This is a genomic window from Sodalis sp. dw_96, from assembly GCF_018449575.1.
Taxonomy (GTDB): domain Bacteria; phylum Pseudomonadota; class Gammaproteobacteria; order Enterobacterales; family Enterobacteriaceae; genus Acerihabitans.
The window spans coordinates 516158-536523 of sequence record NZ_JAAVUT010000001.1 but is presented as its reverse complement, the minus strand read 5'-3'; the positions used below and the strand labels follow the sequence as shown (position 1 = coordinate 536523).

Genomic DNA, 20366 nt, shown 5'->3' with positions numbered 1-20366 from the left:
AAAAGAGGCACAGCATGTCGGGTAAGGTTTGGCTGGTAGGCGCCGGTCCGGGGGATCCGGGACTGATGACGGTTATGGGTATGCAGTGTCTGCGCCAGGCGGACGCGGTGGTATACGATCGACTGGTGAATCCGGTGTTGCTCAAGGAGGCCGCCCCCCACTGCGTTTTGATAGATGTGGGTAAACGCGCCGATCATCACCCGATTCCGCAGGAACAGATTAATGCCATCCTGGTGGAACAGGCCGGTCTGGGACGCAAGGTGGTGCGCCTGAAAGGCGGCGACCCCTTTGTCTTCGGGCGCGGCGGCGAAGAAGCCGAAGCCTTGGCGCGCGCCGGTATCCCTTGCGAAGTGGTGCCGGGCATTACCTCGGCCATCGGCGGCCTGGCCCGGGCCGGCATCCCGGTTACCCATCGTGATTTTGCCTCGTCATTTCATGTGATAACCGGCCATCTGCGCGACGGAAAAGACCCCCATAACTGGCAGTTACTGGCGCAGTTGGAGGGCACGCTGGTTATCCTGATGGGCATGTCGCGACTGGCGGATATTTGCCGCCAGTTGATGGACAATGGCCGGGCCGCCGACACCCCGGCGGCGGTGGTCATGAACGCCAGCCATCCCGAACAGCGCATGGTGCTGGCCACCCTGGCGACGCTACCCGAGCAATCCCGCCTCGCCGGGCTGGGGGCGCCGTCTTTGATCGTTATCGGCGAGGTGGCCTCGCTGTCGCTGCTGCAAATGATGTAGTGAGGATTGCCCCCCCGCCATGGTAGTTGCCATGAACGGCCGCCGCATAGGATAGGCCGTGTGAAAGTCATTAAAACAGCGACAAGATTTTGCATAAAGGAGCGCGCGAGTATGGCGGAACCCAATCAGCACGGCGGCAACGTGCTTGAAATGGCGCTGAAATTGGGCATTGATGAAAGCACGCTTACCGATTTCAGCGCCAATATTAACCCACTTGGTATGCCGGCGCGCCTGCGTGAGGCGTTGGTGGAACAGCTGGCCCTGGCGGAGCGCTACCCAGATCCTTTATACCGCCGCTTGCACCAGCGGCTCGCCCGGCATCACGATTGTCCGGAATCCTGGATCCTGGCGGGCAACGGCGCCACTGAGCTTATCTTTGATCTCGCCTGTTTGCTGCGGCATAAAACCGTGCTGCTGCTGACGCCGGGTTTTGCCGAATATCGCCGTGCCCTCCAGTGGATGGAATGCCTCATCGAAGACTACCCGCTGGGAGAACAAGACGATTTTCGCCCCGACCATCGTTTGCTGACGGCCCTGCGCCCGGGTATTCACTGCCTGTTCCTGTGCACACCCAATAATCCCACCGGTCAATTAATCGAACCCGCTCTGTTGCAGGCTATCGCTAAGCGCTGTCATGAATTGGATATTCTGCTGGTGATTGATGAAGCGTTTATGGATTTCATTCCCGACGACCCCGGAATGATCCCGGAACTAGGGCGTTGGCCCCATATCTTCGTGTTGCGCTCCCTGACCAAGTTTTACGCCATTCCCGGCCTGCGGCTCGGTTATCTGGTAAGCAGTAATACACCGGCGCTGCAGCAGCTACGCAGCCGCCGCCCGCCCTGGACCATTAATGCTTTTGCCGCCCTGGCGGGTGAAAGGGTGCTGGACGACCGGGAATACCAGCAGCGCACCCGGCAATGGCTGCGGGAAGAGCAGTCCTACCTGCTGGGGGGTCTGGGGTCGCTGCCCGAGATAAAAACCTGGCGGCCGGCGGCCAATTATATCTTCCTGCGCTGCCTGCGTCAGGGGTTTGATTTGCAAACCGCCCTGCTGAACTCTCGCCTGTTGATACGCAGCTGCGGCAATTATCCCGGGCTCACCGCCGACTATTATCGGCTTGCCGTCCGCGGCCATGAGGACAACCGCCGCCTGCTGGACGCCATGAAGGTCCTATTCCATGGCTGACGCCCGTTGTCCGGCCTCCTGCGGGGAACTTATCCAGGGTTGGATCGCCGGCGGCGAGAAGCTGATTTCCTGCCCCATTGATTGGTACAGCGAGGTGGAGGTCAGCGAAGGCGAGCCGGCGGCGGACGAACGGCCCCTGAGCCGACGGATGCTGCAACAGGTCATCGACTATTTCGGCCATCAACAAGGCGAGATTCCTCCGCTGCGTATCGATTGCCGTTCCACCATCCCCCTGGCAAAAGGGCTGGCCAGCAGTACGGCGGATATTGCCGCCACCGCCGTTGCCACCGCCCGCTATTTACACCGCGCGCTGGATGAACGCCAGCTGGCGGATCTCTGCCTGCGCCTGGAACCCACCGACAGTACGGTATTCCGGGCGCTGACGCTGTTCGATCATCATTACGGCACCTGCCACATTGCCTACCCATGGCTGCCCGCGCTGGACATATTGATTTTGGAAAGTGCGGATACCCTTACCACCGCCGCCTTTCATCGTCGCATTAACAAGGATTCCGTACGGCAACAGGGCGAACGATTGGACAGCGCCTGGCAAATGTTCCAAACCGCCTGCCGCAGCGAATCCCGCCGAAGATTAGGCGAAGCCACTACCCTGAGCGCCGCCGCCAGCGATTTGTACCTGCCCAAACCGGCCTTTAACGCCCTGCTGCGCGTGGTGGAGCGTCATGACCTGTTCGGTCTGAACGTTGCCCACAGCGGTACGGTGGTGGGACTGCTGTTGGATCCGCGGCGGCATGACCCGGGCCGGATAATAGCCGATTTGACGCAAACCGGCGTTTTGCGACATTATTCCCGCCAGCATATGACCCATATGGTGCCGGGCGGCGTGCGTTAGTCCTGTTGTAAATCGCCACATCAGAAAGGAATAACGTATTTGGAAATGCGCGGATTACTTGAGTGTATGCGCGGAGACAATGCGATCGATCTTGTCGATCTTTTTCCCATCCCAGATAAATTCATAATGTGCGCTTTGCAGTACGCTTTTCACGCCCTTCGGGGTGAACAAACCCCAGCACACCGAGTCCGCCCGCCTGACTGAACGATAGCGCAACGACCTGCAGCCTTGGTTTTTCAGGGACAGCCCCAACGCTCTTGCGGCATTATAGCTATGGGCATCGTAAATCGGATGGGAAAACGGTAGCACCAGCGCATCGGTCGCCGGCTCCGGGTCGAAGATAAAAACCAGGCTGCGCATCACCATGCGATCATATTTCAAACCTTCGACTTGTTGCCAGTAATGTTCCTGATGATAGGTCACCTCCGTCAAGGCGGTGGTCATATCATCGGCAATATACAACATGCCGTACGAGCCGTCGGAAAAGCGGCTGCCCAAGGGATTGACATGGGTAAAGGGCGCCACGGCATAGGAACAGCCGGTTATGCCGAAAGGAATCTCGCCGGCCGGCAAAAAACCCGGTAATCCGGCGCTGTTTTGCAAACGTGGATTCGTTAGCGCCTGTAACTCATAAAGGGTTTCAAACTCCTCCTCATCGGCGACGTCGTCAAACAACGCGATGGGCGGATACTTTGAATTAATCAGGCGATAACCCCGCTGCCGTTGAATATTAAGCGAGGGAAGCTCCACCGGCTCTTTTATCACCATAGGCCGCCACGCAACGCATCTATATGCTTATACACTTCATACAGAGTGCCGAAATGGCCGGTGCCAATCAGCTCCAGCGGCGCCTGCCCGTTAAAATAAGAGTTGTGATTTTTCATCGCCATAAAACCGTAAATGTTTTCCGGATTTTCAAACAGCGTACGCAGCGCGGCATGAATGTTCAGCAGATAACTCAGACGTTCGAATTGATCGTGGCTCAATTGCGCCGCCCCCGGGTCCTTCCTGAATTTATAAAAGGACGCTTTAGACATTTGAAGTATGGACTGTATCTGTTCCGGCGTGCTGCCCCATTTATCCAAAATGGACATAGCCGCCTTTAAACCGACTGCGGCGGCTCTTTTTTTATCTTGATAGCGGTCTAATTTCTGCGGTATCGCCATGACATATCCCCTTCGGCTTTAGTCTTAGAATAGACTATTCAAAAGTTAATGTCTACATAAAGACAAATACGGAAGGGTTGCCGGCTTTACCTATAAGAACAGATCCGGCATGATTTTGGCGGACGAGATAAATTTATAGGGGAATAATTCACCATCGCGGTATTCAAAATTGATAGTGGAAAGTGATTTGGAATAAACCAACGTGGTTTTACGAGCAATATGAAAGAGGGTAAAAGGCAGCGTACTGACTTCAAGAGTGATGGCGTTTTGCCTGACCATTGCGATATTATCCAGTTGATAAAATGGATTTTTTCCTGATTTATCAACCAAAAGCAATTGCTTGAGATCCATTAACCAGCGCAGCTCGCTGTCTATAATCCTCCCCGCCTCGCTTTTTTGATTCACGGAATCGCAAATCCGATCAAACTCTTTACCAAACACATCACGGGTATGTTTCTGTAAGCGGTACGTGGCTACCGCCATGACAGCGGATCGTTTTCCATTACTTTTCCGATTGCTTCGCGCCGCATATTTCTCTATCGCTTTGACAAAATCAAACGCCGTGCGCGCGGAGTCGGCGGCGGGACCATCATTGGAAACATTCTTTCCGGCCTGTTGCGTTAAATATTCTCGCAGGGTGGTATTTTTGGTCCAAGGTTTCAGGGCCCGGTTGATCCGCGTCCGAAAGGTTGGTTTAGCGTCAGGGGTAAAGGGCGACACCTGCGGCCGAAGGTTTTTTGCCGCCAACAGCAGATTTTCTTTGAAATCTCCCGAGGAGATGATAAAGCTGCCGAGGCTTTCACCCGGTTTTATAGATTGATAACCATGTTCATCGGTACTCGCCCGTTTCAACGCCAGTTTGAGACTTTCAATCAACTCCTGCACCCCGCCGTAGGGGCCGTTGAGGTTAAGAGGCAACTCCGAGCGCTCCGGGCCGTTGATTTGCGCCCCGGTGAGACTGTCGCTTTCAACGGTCGTATCCGTTATATTTCCTTCCACTACACCCAGGGGGGGAAATTTCTGATGCAGCGATTTGTCATCTAAATGAAAAAAGCGGGAAACTTTATTATGGTTAAAGGGTAATTGTTGATTCGATTCCTCAACCAGCGGCAGTGGGTAACACATAATTTGATTTCCCGGCGCATTCAAACCGGTCAAGGCGATGGGCATGATCTTTATTTCATCGTACGCATTCAACGACGAGCTCAGGAAAATGGTTTTGGAAGATTTTTCTTTTAAAAGATTATTTTTATCACCGAAGTCGCTTATGGTGACACTTTCACTTTTAGCATAATCGCAAAAATTCACGGTGGCGGCGGCGCCCATTGCGGTGCGTGGCAGCACAAGAAAGGTATTGGCGTTTGCCATAAAACCGACCTGACCCCGAAGTTCACTTTTAGCCTCCAATGACAAGGTGATGTTTTTGTCCCTGGTTTTTTTCAGCGTTGCGCCCGTCACCCATTCCTCCACCTGCTCAATCATATCGCCCGGATTCAAAAGTTTTTCCAAAAAAAAGTCTATATCGCACCATTTTATTTCAAAATTAAAACTATGCTCATTCTCAGAATTGCCCGCCAATATGAGATTGGCCTCCACGGGGAGAAAGGTGATGAAATCAATACCGCTTGCCGAGAGAAGTTTACCTTTATCTTCCAAACCCTGGCCGGTACCGGCCAATACCACCAGCGAGTTGGCGTTGTTTTTGATAAAACTAAAATAGATATTACCGCTCTCGCTTTTCGTAAGGGTCAGACTCACCTCATTACCCCGGCGCGCCAATACCCCGGCAAACCATCCCACGAAAGGGATGCCGGCTGCCGCGATGCCAAAAAAAAGCGCGGCATTTTTGCTGATTTTTAATGAAACGGAATCATTTTCCTCTAACAGACTTAACGAAAGCTTCAGGTTTTGCGCCAACGGGGTCGTCTTATTGAAATAATCGCTGGCGGAAGAAAAAACCTTGTCGAGCCTCGTATCCTGCACAAAACCGCTGAGTTGTGAGATCTCCTGGACGATGCCCTGACGCTGGGCCAAACCGGATGAAGGCGTTTTTGGCGAGACTGCCTCCCTCACCGTTTCAACCACGCATTGCACGCCGGGGTCGATGGCTTTTACCAGAAAGCGTCCGGTTCGGTAGTTATCTCCGGCGAAATGGGCATTTTTAGCTTTTTTAAAATTTCCGCGGAAATTTTCAATCAAAGAAGAAAGAAGAGGGATATTCTTGCTACTGAAATTACCCAGCCTCTGTCTGTCAAATGGCAGACCGGAGCGAACCTTTTCATAAGGATCCGCGCCGGTACCCGAATAAAAATTCTGTACTGGCTTATGGCTTAAATGCTTGACATTGCAGGTCTGCATATTGACATGATGGGGTGAGAAATACTTAATACGCGTTGCTCCATCCTGAACAATGCATAATTTAACTTGATTAGCCACCTTTGTTGCCGATAAAATTTTTGCCCTGGAGGGCAGTGGTAAATTAAGCTTATGTTTCATAAGATCATAGCTGTATCGATATTTATCATTCCAAATTTCCTTCAAATAGATCGCTCCATTTGTAAAAAAAAATTTAATCGAATTTTTTTCATCCAAATTAAATTGCAATGAAGAATAATTATGGACCGGTATAGATAATTTTGTGACCTGTACAACAATATGCGAAGTGGTATCAACAGGTCTATCTAAATAGATTTCTTTTGTTATATCTTCCATGTTGAATTCAATTTCATACTGCACGTTTTCGCGCTTTGCCCAAGCAATAAGTTGACCTTCATGGTTGATACTTAACCGAGAAAATTGTATTTTATACTCTTCCCACAGATCAATTTTGGCAATATAAAACTTTGAGTCCCGGGCAGCGCTCAACCAGCCACTTTTAAACAAATCTTTACTTTTCCCTTTTATTAACAATAAATTACCCTGTTCATCCAAGGTAAGTCCTTGATGTAACGGCGGTCCGCCATGAATGGATCCAAGATAGACATAGTTGATGGCATTCAGCCTTCTGCTCTCATTTATGCGTTCATATGCCAGCTTAACTTTGACGCAGACGCAATGTATGTTCGCCATTTTCTTCGAGCGCTGCAGCGGGCGCTCGGTTGAACCGGGAATAGACACATCATACAAATTGCTGGCATTGAGGGAGTCCGGCATTGAGAGGTATCTTTGCAGGAAGGAATTATTGCTGTTATACACCCTCTGCATTGTGCGATATATCCCGGCATTGGTATTCCCCCTACAACGACCTCCATTACTCAGTGTCACTCGTCTACCATATTCTTTATCCCTGTAGTTAGGATAAATATCTTCAGTTACTTTCATACTCCTCCCTTAGTTGCATTATAATTATCGACGCACTATATTTGTTAAGCAAGGAAACACTATATTGACTATACAATATGTACATAATAGAAATTTAAATATTTCAGCTATAATGGGATTGCATCGCAATGTTATTCATCCCCGGTTCAATCTTCATGGCGCGCCGCAGTAACATGTGAATTTTACTGTTGCTGGTTAAGCGATTATTTAGCTTAGGTAAGTATTATTTTTTTGATGTGTGTTGTTTATAGCGGGAGCGACCGGAACGGATATTTATAGCACTGGGAGTGAGATATAACATTAATGAAGGGATTCACTAATGTTCTTTTAGCATATTGCAGGGCAGATGCCGCGGGCAGCAAGATGGCACTCATCCCTAAGAGCCACCTCGACGGACCGACAGGTTTTGGCATCGGTTCAATGAGGATCCTTGTCTCGCTCGGGCACGTTATCCTCAACCGCCGAAACCTGTTTTACCGGCTCTTGCGGGCAACGATAAACAGCCGGGGAAACGCCAGCAGCACGCTGCCATCGACGCGGGGAGGATAGGCACCCTCAATCCCGTGCAGGTATTTTTTCAGGAATTCCGGTCTTTGTTCATCGGTCAAAGGTTCCAGGAAAGGCCGCAGTCCTGTGGCGCGGACCCATTCGACAATGGCCTGGGCCGAGGGCATCACGTGAAAGTAGGTGGTCCGCCAGATATCCACCCGCTCGGCATGGGGCGTGAGCAGATCATAATACTCAACCGCACTCAGGGTTTTGACCCGGACCCGGGCCGCTTCGCCGATTTGATCGCGCCAAGGCCCTTCATCAGCCACCCGGCGCATTTCCCGATGGCTGGGTTCCTGGCGGTTATCCGGCATCTGTACCGCCAGGCTGCCGCCGGCCGCCACCATGGAAAAAAGGCGCGGAAACAGGGTCTGGTGATCGGGCACCCACTGCAGCGACGCATTGGCATAGACAATATCCTGCGCCACCGCCGGCTGCCAACCTGAGATATCTTCACGGCTGAAACGGCACGACGGCAGCCGCCGCCGGGCATTGTCCAGCATCGACTCCGAGCTGTCGATGCCGGTTACCACCGCCTGGGGGAATCGCTCGAACAATCCTTCGGTGGAGTTTCCGGGACCGCAACCGAGATCCGTGACCTGCCGGGGATCGGTTGACTCGATGCGGGCGATAAGTTCCAGCGCCGGGCGGGTCCTTTCTGCTTCAAACTGACGGTAAAGCTGCGGATTCCAATCTTGCATGTAACGACCTCGTCAAAGAGAACGGCTTAGGGAATGTGTCCCATCCCCTTACAGGAAAACGCTTACTGACAGGTTCCGGCTTCAACATTTGCGCCGGGCAAAGCGTTCACGGTTTTCACTGCTGGCGGCGGCGGATTTTTTCAGCACCACATAACATGCGCCGATGCCGCCGTGAGCGGGACGGGCGGTGCAATAGGCCTGCACCTGTTCGAACTGCGCCAGCCAGCGGGCGACCAAACTGCGGACGATATTGGCGTGGCTGTTATCATGGCGCCCTTTGCCGTGGATAATGAGCAGGGTTCGCCGTTGTTCAAACTGCATGCGGCGGATAAAGGCAAATAGATTCTGACGGCAGGTTTCCACCGGCATACGGGTAAGATTCAGGCTGGCCTCAATAGAATAGCGGCCCTCGCTCAGCTTATCCAATACGCCCTGCTGAATACCGTCCTGTTTGTAACTCAATGGAATATCAATGGGAATTGCATCCACGTAACCGGTGACGAGAAAATTGTCCTCCACCTCGTCCACTTCCGGCCGCCGGCCGTTGCAGGGGGGTTTATGCTGCAAAAAAACCACATTGGACCAGTCCTTTAGCGGTTTGACATCTTCCATGGCCTCTTTGAACAAATCTTTATCATCACAGGTCATCATTTGTCACTCGCGCTTGGCGGGAGCGGCGATGCGGCGGGCCGCCCCCGATACGTTGATACCGTTTTACTATAAACCGGCCATGGCGGGATTTCATCTGATTTGCCGATGTTTACGAAAACACCGGCACAGGAATTTGCCGTTAAACGTGGGAAACGGAACCCTTAATGCCCAATAGATATCAACTTGCAGCCTGCACAGCTGCAACGTGAAAGATGACGGGTAGAGCGGGAACTATAAAGCGATAGTGGCGAACGCGCGGTCTATAATCTTGGCGGAGGCCTCAAAGGCGTGCCGCTCTTCCTCGGTCAATTGCACCGCGACGGATTGCACAATACCGGCGGCGCCGACAATCGCCGGTTGACCGATGTACACTTCCTGCCGTTTATCCCAAACCGAGACCGGAAAAACGCTGTGACCGTCCGACAGTACCGCGTCCACCAGGCGGGCGGCGGCGGTGGCGATACCAAAGCTGGTCCAGCCCTTGCCCTGCAGAATCTGCCAGCCGCCGACCCGCACCCGATCCTTCATTGCCGGCAGGTCCAGGGGCCGGTCGGTCTCCAGCTGGCCGATGGGCACCCCGCCGATTCGTACCGTACTCCAGGCGACAAATTGGGATTCTCCGTGTTCACCCATGACATAGCCGTCCACGCTTTTCGGATCGACGGCAAAAAACTCCCCCACCACCCTTTTCATACGCGCGGTATCCAGCGAGGTGCCGGTACCGAACACCTGTGAAACCGGCAGTCCGCTGATATGCTGGATCAGACGGGTGATCACATCGCAAGGATTGGTAATATTAATGAAGACACCGCTAAAGCCCCCTTCCATGATCCGGGGTACCGCCTGCTTGACCGCGGCGCTGGTTTCCAGCAACTCCTCCATGCGATCTTCCCGCAGCGGGGACGTGGGTCCCACCGCCATCACTACCACCTGCGCCCGTTGCAATGCGGCATAATCATTTACCGCAATATGCACGCGGGAGGAGACCAGCGAGGCCATATCCCGCAGTTCCAGGCCCTGGCTATGCGCTTTGGCTTCATTTTCATCAATTAATATAATCTGATCGCATAAACCCTGAGTGACCAATGAAAAAGCCGTATCGGCGCCAACGTGGCCCGCGCCGATGATTCCCACGATCCGATGCATATCCTTTCTCCTGATTTTTAAGGGGTTAATGGCTGGTTGTCTTTTAACATTACTCCTATTGCCGGACAAAACCCACCCGAAAAACCCCTGTTCGGACATCACCGTTTTGACTAAATGTGCACCCGTGGCGTTGGACACTTTATCAACGACACTAAATGATGTTAAAATTGACCCAAATCAAGTATTGCATGAGCGGCGACATATGATCATCCAGGAAAAGCGTATTATCAGACGAATCCAGTCTGGCGGTTGTGCCATCCATTGTCAGGATTGCAGTATCAGCCAATTATGTATTCCTTTCACGCTGAATGAGCACGAGCTGGACCAGCTCGATAATATCATTGAGCGCAAAAAGCCGATTCAAAAAGGCCAGGCGTTGTTCAAGGCCGGCGATGAACTCAAATCTCTCTATGCCATCCGTTCCGGCACCATCAAAAGCTACACCATAACCGAACAGGGCGACGAGCAGATCACCGGTTTTCACCTGGCGGGGGATTTGGTGGGTTTTGACGCCATCGGCGCCGGTCAGCATCCCAGTTTTGCCCAGGCGCTGGAAACCTCGATGGTGTGCGAAATACCGTTCGAAACCCTGGATGATTTATCCGGCAAAATGCCCAACCTGCGTCAACAGATGATGCGGCTGATGAGCGGCGAGATCAAAGGCGATCAGGACATGATCCTGCTGCTTTCCAAGAAGAATGCCGAAGAGCGCCTGGCGGCGTTTGTCTACAATCTTTCACGCCGTTTTGCCCAGCGAGGATTCTCCCCGCGTGAATTCCGGCTGACCATGACCCGGGGCGATATCGGCAATTATCTGGGCCTGACGGTGGAAACCATCAGCCGCCTGCTGGGCCGGTTCCAAAAAAGCGGCATTCTGGCGGTGAAAGGCAAATATATTACTATTGAAGACGGTGACGCACTGTCTGAATTGGCCGGTACGCCGCAAAAAGTCGCCTGACGCCGGGCCGGATACGTAATTTTCTTATTTTATTGATCCGGCTGCGTTTCTCTTCTGTCCGTGTTTGCTGCAATGAGTTACTCTTATTTAACATTCTGTCGAGTTGCAGAAGTGAGGAGACTCTCATGGCCAAGTATAACAATCTATTAGTAGCAATCGACCCTAATCAGGATGATCAACCGGCGCTTCGCCGGGCAGTCTATTTAGTACATAAATTGGGTGGCACCATAAAAGCCTTCCTGCCCATCTATGATTTTTCCTACGAAATGACCACCCTGCTCTCCCCGGACGAGCGCACCGCGATGCGTAAAGGGGTCATCAGCCAGCGGACCGCCTGGATTGAAGAACAGTGCCAGCATTATATTCACAGCGGCGTGCCCATTGATATAAAAGTCATTTGGCATAACCGGCCGTTCGAAGCCATTATTCAGGAAGTCATCGCCTTCAAACACGACCTGGTGCTGAAAATGGCCCATCAGCACGATCGCTTCGAATCGGTGATATTTACCCCCACCGACTGGCACCTGCTGCGCAAATGTCCCTGCCCGGTATGGATGGTCAAGGACCAGCCCTGGCCCGAAGGCGGCAAAGCCCTGGTGGCGGTTAATCTGTCGGGCGAAGAGCCCTATCACGATCCGCTCAATATCAAGCTGGTGACCGAAACCCTGGCGCTGGCGGAGCAGGTCAACCAAACCGAGGTGCATTTGGTGGGCGCCTATCCGGTGACCCCTATCAATATCGCCATCGAATTGCCGGATTTTGATCCCAGCGTTTATAACGATGCCATACGTGGGCAGCATTTGATCGCCATGAAAAGCCTACGGCAAAAATTCCAGCTGGATGAGAAATTTACCCATGTTGAAAAAGGCTTGCCGGAAGAAGTTATCCCGGATTTGGCCGAACATCTTGACGCCGGGGTAGTGGTATTGGGCAGTATCGGCCGTACCGGCTTTTCCGCCGCCTTTATCGGCAATACCACCGAATTGGTGATCGACCATCTGAAATGCGACCTGCTGGCCATCAAGCCGGACGACTATGTCTCGCCGGTCACGCTGGAAGCGGGGGATCAGTACGAATAATCAGTGCGAATAATCAGTGCGAATAAGTAGCCGTCTTGCGAGTCGACAACGTTAACCGAAGCTTAAATCGGGCCTGTTAAAGGAAGAGCGCGCCGATGTTGTCGAAGCGGGCGTGTTTTTTTCGCCCGCGGAGCGCCGCATGGCACACCAGACCCGCGATCACCGATCGTGCAACGAGCCTGCTAAAGGGAGACCGTGCCGATGTGGTCGAATCGGGCGTGGTTTTTTCGCCCGACCGAGTGCCACATGGCTCGGTAGGCCCGCGATCACCGATCGTGCAACGAGCCTGTTAAAGGGAGACCGTGCCGATGTAGTCGAAGCGGGCGTGTTTTTTTCGCCCGCGGAGCGCCGCATGGCACACCAGACCCGCGATCACCGATCATGCAACGAGCCTGTTAAAGGGAGACCGTGCCAATGTGGTCGAATCGGGCGTGGTTTTTCCGCCCGACCGAGTGCCACCTGGCTCGGTAGGCCCGCGATCACCGAACGTGCAACGAGCCTGTTAAAGGGAGACCGTGCCGATGTGGTCGAAGCGGGCGTGTTTTTTTCGCCCGCGGAGCGCCGCATGGCACACCAGACCCGCGATCACCGATCGTGCAACGAGCCTGTTAAAGGGAGACCGTGCCAATGTGGTCGAATCGGGCGTGGTTTTTTCGCCCGACCGAGTGCCACATGGCTCGGTAGGCCCGCGATCACCGATCGTGCAACGAGCTTGTTAAAGGGAGACCGTGCCAATGTGGTCGAATCGGGCGTGGTTTTTCCGCCCGACCGAGTGCCACATGGCTCGGTAGGCCCGCGATCACCGATCGTGCAACGAGCTTGTTAAAGGGAGACCGTGCCAATGTGGTCGAATCGGGCGTGGTTTTTTCGCCCGACCGAGTGCCACATGGCTCGGTAGGCCCGCGATCACCGATCGTGCAACGAGCCCGTCGACGGGAGCGCGCCTGGCCAACAGCGCGCACCGGGCCCTGCCTGTCGATACTCTGCTTACAGCGCCCGCAAAATATCCTCGACGCTGGCTTTGGCGTCGCCAAACAGCATCTGGGTATTTTCCTTGAAGAACAGCGGGTTCTGCACCCCGGCGTAGCCGGTGTTCATGGAGCGCTTGAAGACGATAACGTTCTGCGCCTTCCAGACCTCAAGCACCGGCATGCCCGCGATGGGACTGTGGGGATCTTCCTGCGCCGCCGGATTAACGGTATCGTTGGCGCCGATTACCAGCACGGTATCGGTATCATTGAAGTCATCGTTGATCTCGTCCATCTCCAGCACCACATCGTAGGGTACTTTTGCTTCCGCCAACAGCACGTTCATATGGCCGGGTAAGCGCCCGGCAACCGGATGGATACCGAACCGTACCTTAATGCCGCGCGCAATCAGCTTATCGGTGATATCGTGCACCGGATATTGCGCCTGGGCCACCGCCATGCCGTATCCCGGCGTGATGATAACCGAGCTGGAATTTTTCAGCAGCTCCGCCACCTCTTCCGCCGTAGTTTCCCGATATTCGCCCATTTCAGCGGCTTCTCCGCCACCGGAACTGTCGGTACCGAACCCGCCGGCGATAACGCTGATAAAGGAGCGGTTCATGGCCCGACACATAATGTAGGACAGTATCGCACCCGAGGACCCCACCAGCGCGCCGGTTACGATCAGCAAGTCATTGCTGAGCATAAAGCCGGCCGCCGCCGCCGCCCACCCCGAATAGGAGTTGAGCATGGAGACCACCACCGGCATATCGGCGCCGCCGATGGACGCCACCAGATGTACGCCGAATATCAGGGCAATCAGCGTCATCAGCAGCAAGGCGATGGACTGCAAGGCCACGCTGTCGGTTCTGATAAACAGCACCAGCAACAGGAAGGAAATAATCAGCGCCGCCAGGTTCATATGATGGCGGAAGGGCAACATGAGCGGACGGGAGGAAATTTTACCGCGCAGTTTGCCAAAAGCCACGATGGAACCGGTAAAAGTGACCGCACCGATGAAGATGCCTAAAAAGACTTCGGTGAGATGGATATTGATCATCACCGCGTCCAGGATCTCACCCTGATCGAGGTAGCTGTTGTAGCCTACCAGAACCGCCGCCAGACCGACAAAGCTATGCAGTATCGCCACCAACTCCGGCATTTCGGTCATTTCGACCTTACGCGCCAGATAAACGCCGATGCTGCCGCCGATGACCATGGCGACGATAATCCAGCCGATATTGCCGGCATGGGGCCCGATAATGGTTGCCAACAGCGCAATCGCCATGCCGCAAACGCCAAACAAATTACCCTGTTTCGAGGTTTCGTGTCTGGACAATCCCGCCAGGCTGAAAATAAATAAAATAGCGGCAACGATATAGGCCGCCGTCACCAATCCTTCAGACATGGGATAACCCCTTAATTTTTACGGAACATTTTCAGCATGCGCTGAGTCACGGTGAAACCACCGAAAATATTGATGCTGGCAATCAGCACGGCAATAAAGGACAGGAAAGAGACCCATCCACCGTGGCCGATTTGCAATAAGGCACCGACGACAATTATCCCGGATATCGCATTGGTCACCGACATCAGCGGGGTATGCAACGCATGACTGACATTCCAGACCACGTAGTATCCTACTATGCAGGCCAGGGCAAATACGGTGAAATGCGACAGGAAGTCGCGGGGGGCAACGCTTGCCAACCAGCCGAATAAAATAATCGCAATGGCAATCAGGATATATTTTTTCAGCGGCGAGCTAGGTTTCTCCACCGGTTTTACCAGGGGCGCCGCGGCTTTCGGCTGCTGCGGCTGAGCGGAAACCTGAATCGGCGGCGCCGGCCAGGTGAGTTCGCCATTTTTTACCACGGTAACGCCGCGGATCACGGTATCGTCGAAATCCACCACGATTTCGCCGTTTTTCTCTTTACACAACAGCTTCAAAAGGTTCAGAAGATTGGTGCCGTAGAGCTGCGAGGATTGGGTCGGTAACCGACTGGGTAAATCGGTATAGCCGATGATCCGCACGCCGTTTTCGGTCATGGTGACCGCATCGGCTACGGTTAATTCGCAGTTGCCGCCGGTCTGTGCCGCCAGGTCGACGATGACGCTGCCCGGCTTCATTGAGGCGACCATCTCTTTGGTGATGAGTTTGGGGGCCGGTCTGCCGGGAATAAGCGCGGTGGTAACAATAATATCGACGTCCTGCGCCTGGGCGGCAAACAGGGCCATTTCGGCTTTGATAAAAGCCTCTGACATCACTTTGGCATACCCGTCCCCACTGCCGGCTTCTTCTTCAAAGTTCAGCTCCAGGAACTCCGCGCCCATACTGTTGACTTGCTCTTTCACTTCAGGACGGGTATCGAAAGCGCGGACAATGGCGCCCATACTGCCGGCGGCGCCGATGGCGGCAAGCCCGGCCACTCCGGCTCCGATGATCATGACCTTGGCCGGGGGCACTTTGCCCGCCGCCGTAATTTGCCCGGTAAAGAAACGACCGAATTCATGGGCCGCCTCTACTATGGCGCGGTAGCCGGCGATATTCGCCATGGAGCTGAGAGCATCCATGGACTGTGCGCGGGAGATACGCGGCACGGCGTCCATCGCCATGACGGTAATGTTATTGGCGGAGAGTTTCTCTAGCAAGGCCGGGTTCTGAGCCGGCCAGATAAAGCTGACCAGGGTACTGCCGTTTTTGATTAAGGGTATTTCGTCATCCGTCGGCGCGTTGACCTTCAGGATGATATCGGATTGCCAGACATCGGAGGAGTCTGTGACTGAAGCGCCGGCCGCTATAAAAGCGGCATCTTCAAAACTGGCAAGTTTGCCCGCGCCGCTTTCAATCGCAACTGTAAATCCCAGTTTTAGCAATTGTTCAACGGTCTTGGGCGTTGCGGCAACGCGGGCCTCATTGGCCAAGCGTTCTTTCGGTACACCAATACGCATAGCTTTCCCTTTTAACTGTTCTTTTTTGAAAATAACCGTCATCCTGACCCAAGTGTCAAATGTGTCATACGGCAGACCCTGGGATCACCCTACGTGAGTCATACAATAACCTACTTAAAATAAAAACGGCGGTCTACACATTGTACCGGTTAGGCCTTTTTTCAGTAAAAAAACCGTCATCCTTTACCGGTCTTTCGCAATTGTTATACACACTGACATAAAATGCTGAGACACTCACTATTATTACATGCCATAATCGGCAGCTAATCTGTTATACATCAACAGTTCAGCATGTTTAGCGTGAAAGCGTACGTCGAAAGGACTTTTTATGAAGCTGAAGAAAGCATTACTGGCATCTGCGTTATTGACGTTTACCACGTTGTCGACGCAGGCCGCCCAAGAGCTGACACCTGAAAAGGCAGCCAGCCTGAAACCTTTTGACCGGGTCTATGTTACCGGTCATTTCAATTCTATCGGCGATGCCGCCGACGCTGTTTCCAGGCGTGCCGATGAGGAAGGGGCTTACTACTTTTATATTCAAGGCTACGGCGATACCAGCAGCAGCAGCGGCAACTGGCGGGTGGCCGCCGATATCTACCATAAAGACGCGCCGGCGGCCTCCACCGCCACGCAATATCGGTATTTCAACGGCGTAAAGGAACTGCCCAAAGACGAGGCCAACCTTCTTGAGCCTTTTGATACGGTGACCATTAAAGGCTTGTTTCACAGCCAGCCGGATGTTAACGACGCCATCACCAAAGCCGCCAAGGAAAAAGGCGCCGCCTCTTTCTATATTGTGCGGCAAATCGATGCCAACGAAGGCGGTAATCAATATATAACGGCCTTCGTGTACAAAGCCGATGCGCCGAAACGCGTGCTGCAAAGCCCCGACGCCATACCGGCGGACTCTGAAGCGGGACGGGCCGCCCTGGCCGCCGGCGGCGCCGCCGCAGCCAAAGTTGAGATACCGGGAGTTGCCTCATCCGGTACGCCCAGCTCCGCCGTGGGCCGTTTCTTTGAAACGCAGTCAACCACCGGTAAACGTTACAGCATCACGTTGCCGGACGGCACCGTTATCCAGGAAGTCAATAATGTTACCGCCGCGGAAATGGTGCCTTTCGATTCGGTCACCTTTACCGGGCACTACAACAGCAGCACCGACGTTTCCGAACAGGTTGCGCGGCTCGCGGCCAAAAAAGGCGCGAAGTATTACCATATCACCCGTCAATGGGAACAGAACGCAAGCGGCGGCAATCTGACCGTTTCCGCGGATTTGTTTAAATAGTCATTGCTGGTGGGTAAAAAAACAGGGCGAGGATAACTTGCCCTTTTTTTGTGCGCCACGCGCTCAGGCGGCCGGTTTTTCCGTGATGGGCGCCAGCCGGATGGAGAGGCGCTCGTCCTGCTGATGCAAAAAGAGATGATCGCCGAATTCATGTTGAATGGCGCTGAGCTGGGCTCTTTCCAGCGCATAGGGTAAGCGGATGTCAAATTGGTGGATACCCTGCTGCTCCGCCAGGGCTATCAGGCGGATGATATTGGTTTCATCATTAACCTGCGTGGAAAGGACTTGCAGCGCCAGGGTCTTGAGCTGTTCATGGTGGGTTTGGGCAGGGTCTACGGGCGGGGTTTTGGTCACGATGCCGAAAATCGGCATGACGCCATAAATGGCATCGATGAAACTCCAGCGTTTTTTGCAGCTGGCCGATAAAAAATGCGTATAATCAAAGCATAAATTTTCGCTTTGAACGCCAGTATCGAGCTGATGTTTTGCCATTTCGCCCCGTTCCCCTTCGCTGTCCCGGTGTATTCCCCGACTCACAATGTGCCGATAACTATAGCATAGGGCAATGAATAATAGGTGAATGCAGGAACCGTCCAGGGGCAACAGAATAGTAATATTTTATTTATACCCTTCAGGACATTTCTTATCGCTTATCCGATGGCGCAACAACGCCGCAGGCGTTATGCTCAGTACCATTTGTTTCACCTAATGCACGCAGATTATCGGCACAATGAATAAGATTGTTTTTGTTGAAGATGACACCGAAGTCGGCAATCTCATTGCCGCATGGCTCGGTAAACACGATTTCGAGGTCACGCTCGAACCGCGAGGAGATCGCGCCCAAGAGGTCATTATGCGCGAAAACCCCGATCTGGTGTTGCTGGATATCCTGTTGCCGGGCAAGGACGGTATGACAATATGCCGGGATCTGCGACCGGTCTATAGCGGCCCGATTGTATTGTTAACCTCGCTGGACAGCGATATGAATCATATTTTGGCGCTGGAAATGGGCGCCAATGATTATATCCTGAAAACCACCCCGCCGGCGGTCTTGCTGGCGCGGCTGCGTTTGCATTTGCGACAGAACGCCTCCGCTCCGCGCGAAGCATCCCATCCGTCGGGCAGTGGCAGTACCGGCAGCGTACTGCATTTCGGACAGTTGAGTATCGATCTGATTAACCGGGAAGTGGTTTTGGGCACTGAAACCGTCTTGCTTTCCACTTCCGACTTTGAATTGCTGTGGGAACTGGCGACCCATGCCGGCCAAATCATGGATCGGGAAGCACTGCTGAAAAATCTACGCGGCGTCAGCTATGACGGTCTTGACCGCAGCATCGACGTGGCTATTTCCCGCTTGCGAAAAAAACTTTATGACAATGCCTTGGAGCCCTTTCGCATCAAAACCGTGCGTAATAAAGGCTATCTGTTCGCACCGAACGCCTGGGAGAGCGCCCGGTCATGAGGAAGTTGTTTATCCAGTTTTACTTGCTGCTGTTCGTCTGTTTCCTGGTGATGACGCTATTGGTGGGATTGGTCTATAAGGTCACCGCCGAGCGCGCCGGCAGGAAATCCATGGATGACCTGATGAAAAGCTCGCTCTACCTGATGCGTAATGAGCTGCGATCCATCCCGCCCCGTGATTGGAATAAGACCATCAACAAGCTGGATATCAACCTCTCCTTCAGTTTGCATATCGAACCGCTAAGAAAATATCAACTTAATCCCGGTGACGATTTGCGGCTGCGCCGCGGCGAGATTGTCGCGCTGGACGACGAATACACCTTTATCCAACGGATACCCCGCAGCAATTATGTGCTGGCGGTGGGTCCGATCCCTTATCTGTTTTTTATTCATGAAATGCGTTTGCTTGATTTGGCGCTGCTGGTGTTTATCGGCCTGTCGCTGGCTCTGCCGGTTTTTATCTGGATGCGGCCTCATTGGCAGGATATGCTCCGGCTGGAAACGGCGGCACAGCGGCTCGGCGCCGGCTTCCTGGATGAACGGACCCATTTTGACAGCGCCTCAAGCCTCTACCGGCTCGGGGTGGCCTTTAACCAAATGGCGGACAACGTCAACACCCTGATTGCCAGCAAAAAACAGCTTATTGATAATATCGCCCATGAATTGCGTACGCCCCTGGTGCGTTTGCGCTATCGACTGGCCATGAGCGAAGGGCTTTGTGCCGAAGAACAGGAGCGGTTGAACCACGATGTCAGCCAGTTGGAAGGATTGATCGACGAACTGCTGACCTTTGCCCGTCTCGACCGTCCCCAGGTTACCCTGAACCTCACGTCGGTGGATCTGCCGGGCTGGTTGACGGAGAAGCTGGCGGATATACGGTTGGTGCATGGCGAACGGGTGATTCATGAGGACATTCCCGCCCAGAGGGATTTCGGTCAGGTGGATGCCCGGCTCATGGAACGTGTGCTGGATAATCTGGTGAACAACGCTCTGCGCTACAGTCAACAAATGATCAGCGTGAAATTGGGAGTTGAAGACCAATATGGTTACCTGCAGGTGGATGACGACGGTCCCGGCATCCCGGAAGACGAACGCCAGCGGGTGTTTGAGCCTTTTGTCCGGCTGGATCCCAGCCGGGATCGCAGCACCGGCGGCTGCGGACTCGGGCTGGCCATTGTCCGTTCCATTGCCCAGGCCCATGACGGTCAGGTTATCGCCGATACCAGCCCGCTGGGGGGAGCACGTTTTCTTTACCGTTGGCCGGTTAACAGCCATCCCCTGGCTATCCCGGTTATAAAAAGTCCTTTTTAACCTGTCGGGCCGGGCGGATATCCCCTCGCCCCGA

17 protein-coding genes are annotated in these 20366 nt (G+C 53.6%); 8 read left to right on the top strand and 9 right to left on the bottom strand.

Annotation, left to right across the window (positions count from 1 at the left end; translation table 11 throughout):
* Window positions 1-14 precede the first annotated feature (14 nt).
* From cobA to HB631_RS02310, 3 genes are all read left to right on the top strand, one after another.
* On the top strand, window positions 15-746 hold the full coding sequence (cobA, locus tag HB631_RS02320) for a uroporphyrinogen-III C-methyltransferase (protein WP_213989535.1): 732 nt from the start codon (window positions 15-17) through the stop codon (window positions 744-746).
* A gap of 111 nt (window positions 747-857) precedes the next feature.
* Window positions 858-1934: a threonine-phosphate decarboxylase CobD gene (gene cobD / locus HB631_RS02315; protein ID WP_213989534.1), complete on the top strand. Its 1077-nt coding sequence runs from the start codon at window positions 858-860 to the stop codon at window positions 1932-1934.
* Window positions 1927-2787, top strand: a complete 861-nt coding sequence (locus HB631_RS02310; RefSeq protein WP_213989533.1) for a GHMP kinase — start codon at window positions 1927-1929, stop codon at window positions 2785-2787. Before cobD ends, HB631_RS02310 begins: the two co-directional genes overlap by 8 nt.
* 54 nt (window positions 2788-2841) lie before the next feature.
* On the opposite strand, the gene HB631_RS02305 is transcribed toward HB631_RS02310, so the two are convergent.
* The 6 genes from HB631_RS02305 to HB631_RS02280 all read right to left on the bottom strand — a co-directional run bounded on the left by HB631_RS02305 (window position 2842) and on the right by HB631_RS02280 (window position 10321).
* Window positions 2842-3555: an RES family NAD+ phosphorylase gene (locus tag HB631_RS02305; RefSeq protein WP_213989532.1), complete on the bottom strand. Its 714-nt coding sequence runs from the start codon at window positions 3553-3555 to the stop codon at window positions 2842-2844.
* On the bottom strand, window positions 3549-3953 hold the full coding sequence (locus HB631_RS02300) for an MbcA/ParS/Xre antitoxin family protein (RefSeq protein ID WP_345945680.1): 405 nt from the start codon (window positions 3951-3953) through the stop codon (window positions 3549-3551). The genes HB631_RS02305 and HB631_RS02300 overlap by 7 nt, the downstream gene beginning before the upstream one ends.
* A gap of 90 nt (window positions 3954-4043) precedes the next feature.
* Window positions 4044-7274 carry an AvrE-family type 3 secretion system effector gene (locus tag HB631_RS02295; RefSeq protein ID WP_213989530.1) on the bottom strand — a complete coding sequence of 1077 codons (3231 nt, stop codon included), beginning with the start codon at window positions 7272-7274 and terminating at the stop codon, window positions 4044-4046.
* A gap of 473 nt (window positions 7275-7747) precedes the next feature.
* The gene (tam, locus tag HB631_RS02290) at window positions 7748-8524 is read right to left on the bottom strand and encodes a trans-aconitate 2-methyltransferase (RefSeq protein WP_213989529.1); all 777 of its coding nucleotides are present in this window, start codon (window positions 8522-8524) and stop codon (window positions 7748-7750) included.
* An 81-nt stretch (window positions 8525-8605) separates the two neighbouring features.
* Window positions 8606-9172, bottom strand: a complete 567-nt coding sequence (gene smrA / locus HB631_RS02285; protein ID WP_213989702.1) for a DNA endonuclease SmrA — start codon at window positions 9170-9172, stop codon at window positions 8606-8608.
* A gap of 234 nt (window positions 9173-9406) precedes the next feature.
* Window positions 9407-10321, bottom strand: coding sequence for an L-lactate dehydrogenase (locus tag HB631_RS02280; RefSeq protein WP_213989528.1), 915 nt, complete (start codon window positions 10319-10321; stop codon window positions 9407-9409).
* Between the two features lie 205 nt (window positions 10322-10526).
* Here HB631_RS02280 and fnr point away from each other — a divergent pair, with 205 nt between their 5' ends.
* Window positions 10527-11279: a fumarate/nitrate reduction transcriptional regulator Fnr gene (gene fnr, locus HB631_RS02275; RefSeq protein WP_132927736.1), complete on the top strand. Its 753-nt coding sequence runs from the start codon at window positions 10527-10529 to the stop codon at window positions 11277-11279.
* 125 nt (window positions 11280-11404) lie between these two features.
* Complete coding sequence (gene uspE / locus HB631_RS02270) at window positions 11405-12358, top strand: universal stress protein UspE (RefSeq protein ID WP_213989527.1); 954 nt, start codon at window positions 11405-11407, stop codon at window positions 12356-12358.
* A gap of 987 nt (window positions 12359-13345) precedes the next feature.
* Here the strand turns inward: uspE and pntB are convergent.
* Window positions 13346-14734 (bottom strand): Re/Si-specific NAD(P)(+) transhydrogenase subunit beta, encoded by a 1389-nt coding sequence (gene pntB, locus HB631_RS02265; protein ID WP_213989526.1) that lies wholly within the window; start codon window positions 14732-14734, stop codon window positions 13346-13348.
* Window positions 14735-14745: 11 nt separating this feature from the next.
* Window positions 14746-16275, bottom strand: a complete 1530-nt coding sequence (gene pntA, locus HB631_RS02260; protein ID WP_213989525.1) for a Re/Si-specific NAD(P)(+) transhydrogenase subunit alpha — start codon at window positions 16273-16275, stop codon at window positions 14746-14748.
* 328 nt (window positions 16276-16603) lie between these two features.
* On the opposite strand from pntA, the gene ydgH reads away from it, so the two are divergent.
* A complete protein-coding gene (gene ydgH / locus HB631_RS02255; protein WP_213989524.1) occupies window positions 16604-17560 on the top strand; it encodes a DUF1471 family protein YdgH in 957 nt (318 codons plus the stop codon).
* Window positions 17561-17623: 63 nt separating this feature from the next.
* Here the strand turns inward: ydgH and HB631_RS02250 are convergent, their stop codons facing one another.
* On the bottom strand, window positions 17624-18052 hold the full coding sequence (locus tag HB631_RS02250; protein ID WP_213989523.1) for a hypothetical protein: 429 nt from the start codon (window positions 18050-18052) through the stop codon (window positions 17624-17626).
* A gap of 238 nt (window positions 18053-18290) precedes the next feature.
* Here HB631_RS02250 and rstA point away from each other — a divergent pair, with 238 nt between their 5' ends.
* Together rstA and rstB are read left to right on the top strand one after the other, a co-directional pair.
* Window positions 18291-19022: a two-component system response regulator RstA gene (gene rstA / locus HB631_RS02245; RefSeq protein ID WP_213989522.1), complete on the top strand. Its 732-nt coding sequence runs from the start codon at window positions 18291-18293 to the stop codon at window positions 19020-19022.
* Window positions 19019-20332, top strand: coding sequence for a two-component system sensor histidine kinase RstB (rstB, locus tag HB631_RS02240; RefSeq protein ID WP_213989521.1), 1314 nt, complete (start codon window positions 19019-19021; stop codon window positions 20330-20332). Before rstA ends, rstB begins: the two co-directional genes overlap by 4 nt.
* The last annotated feature ends 34 nt before the right edge of the window (window positions 20333-20366 follow it).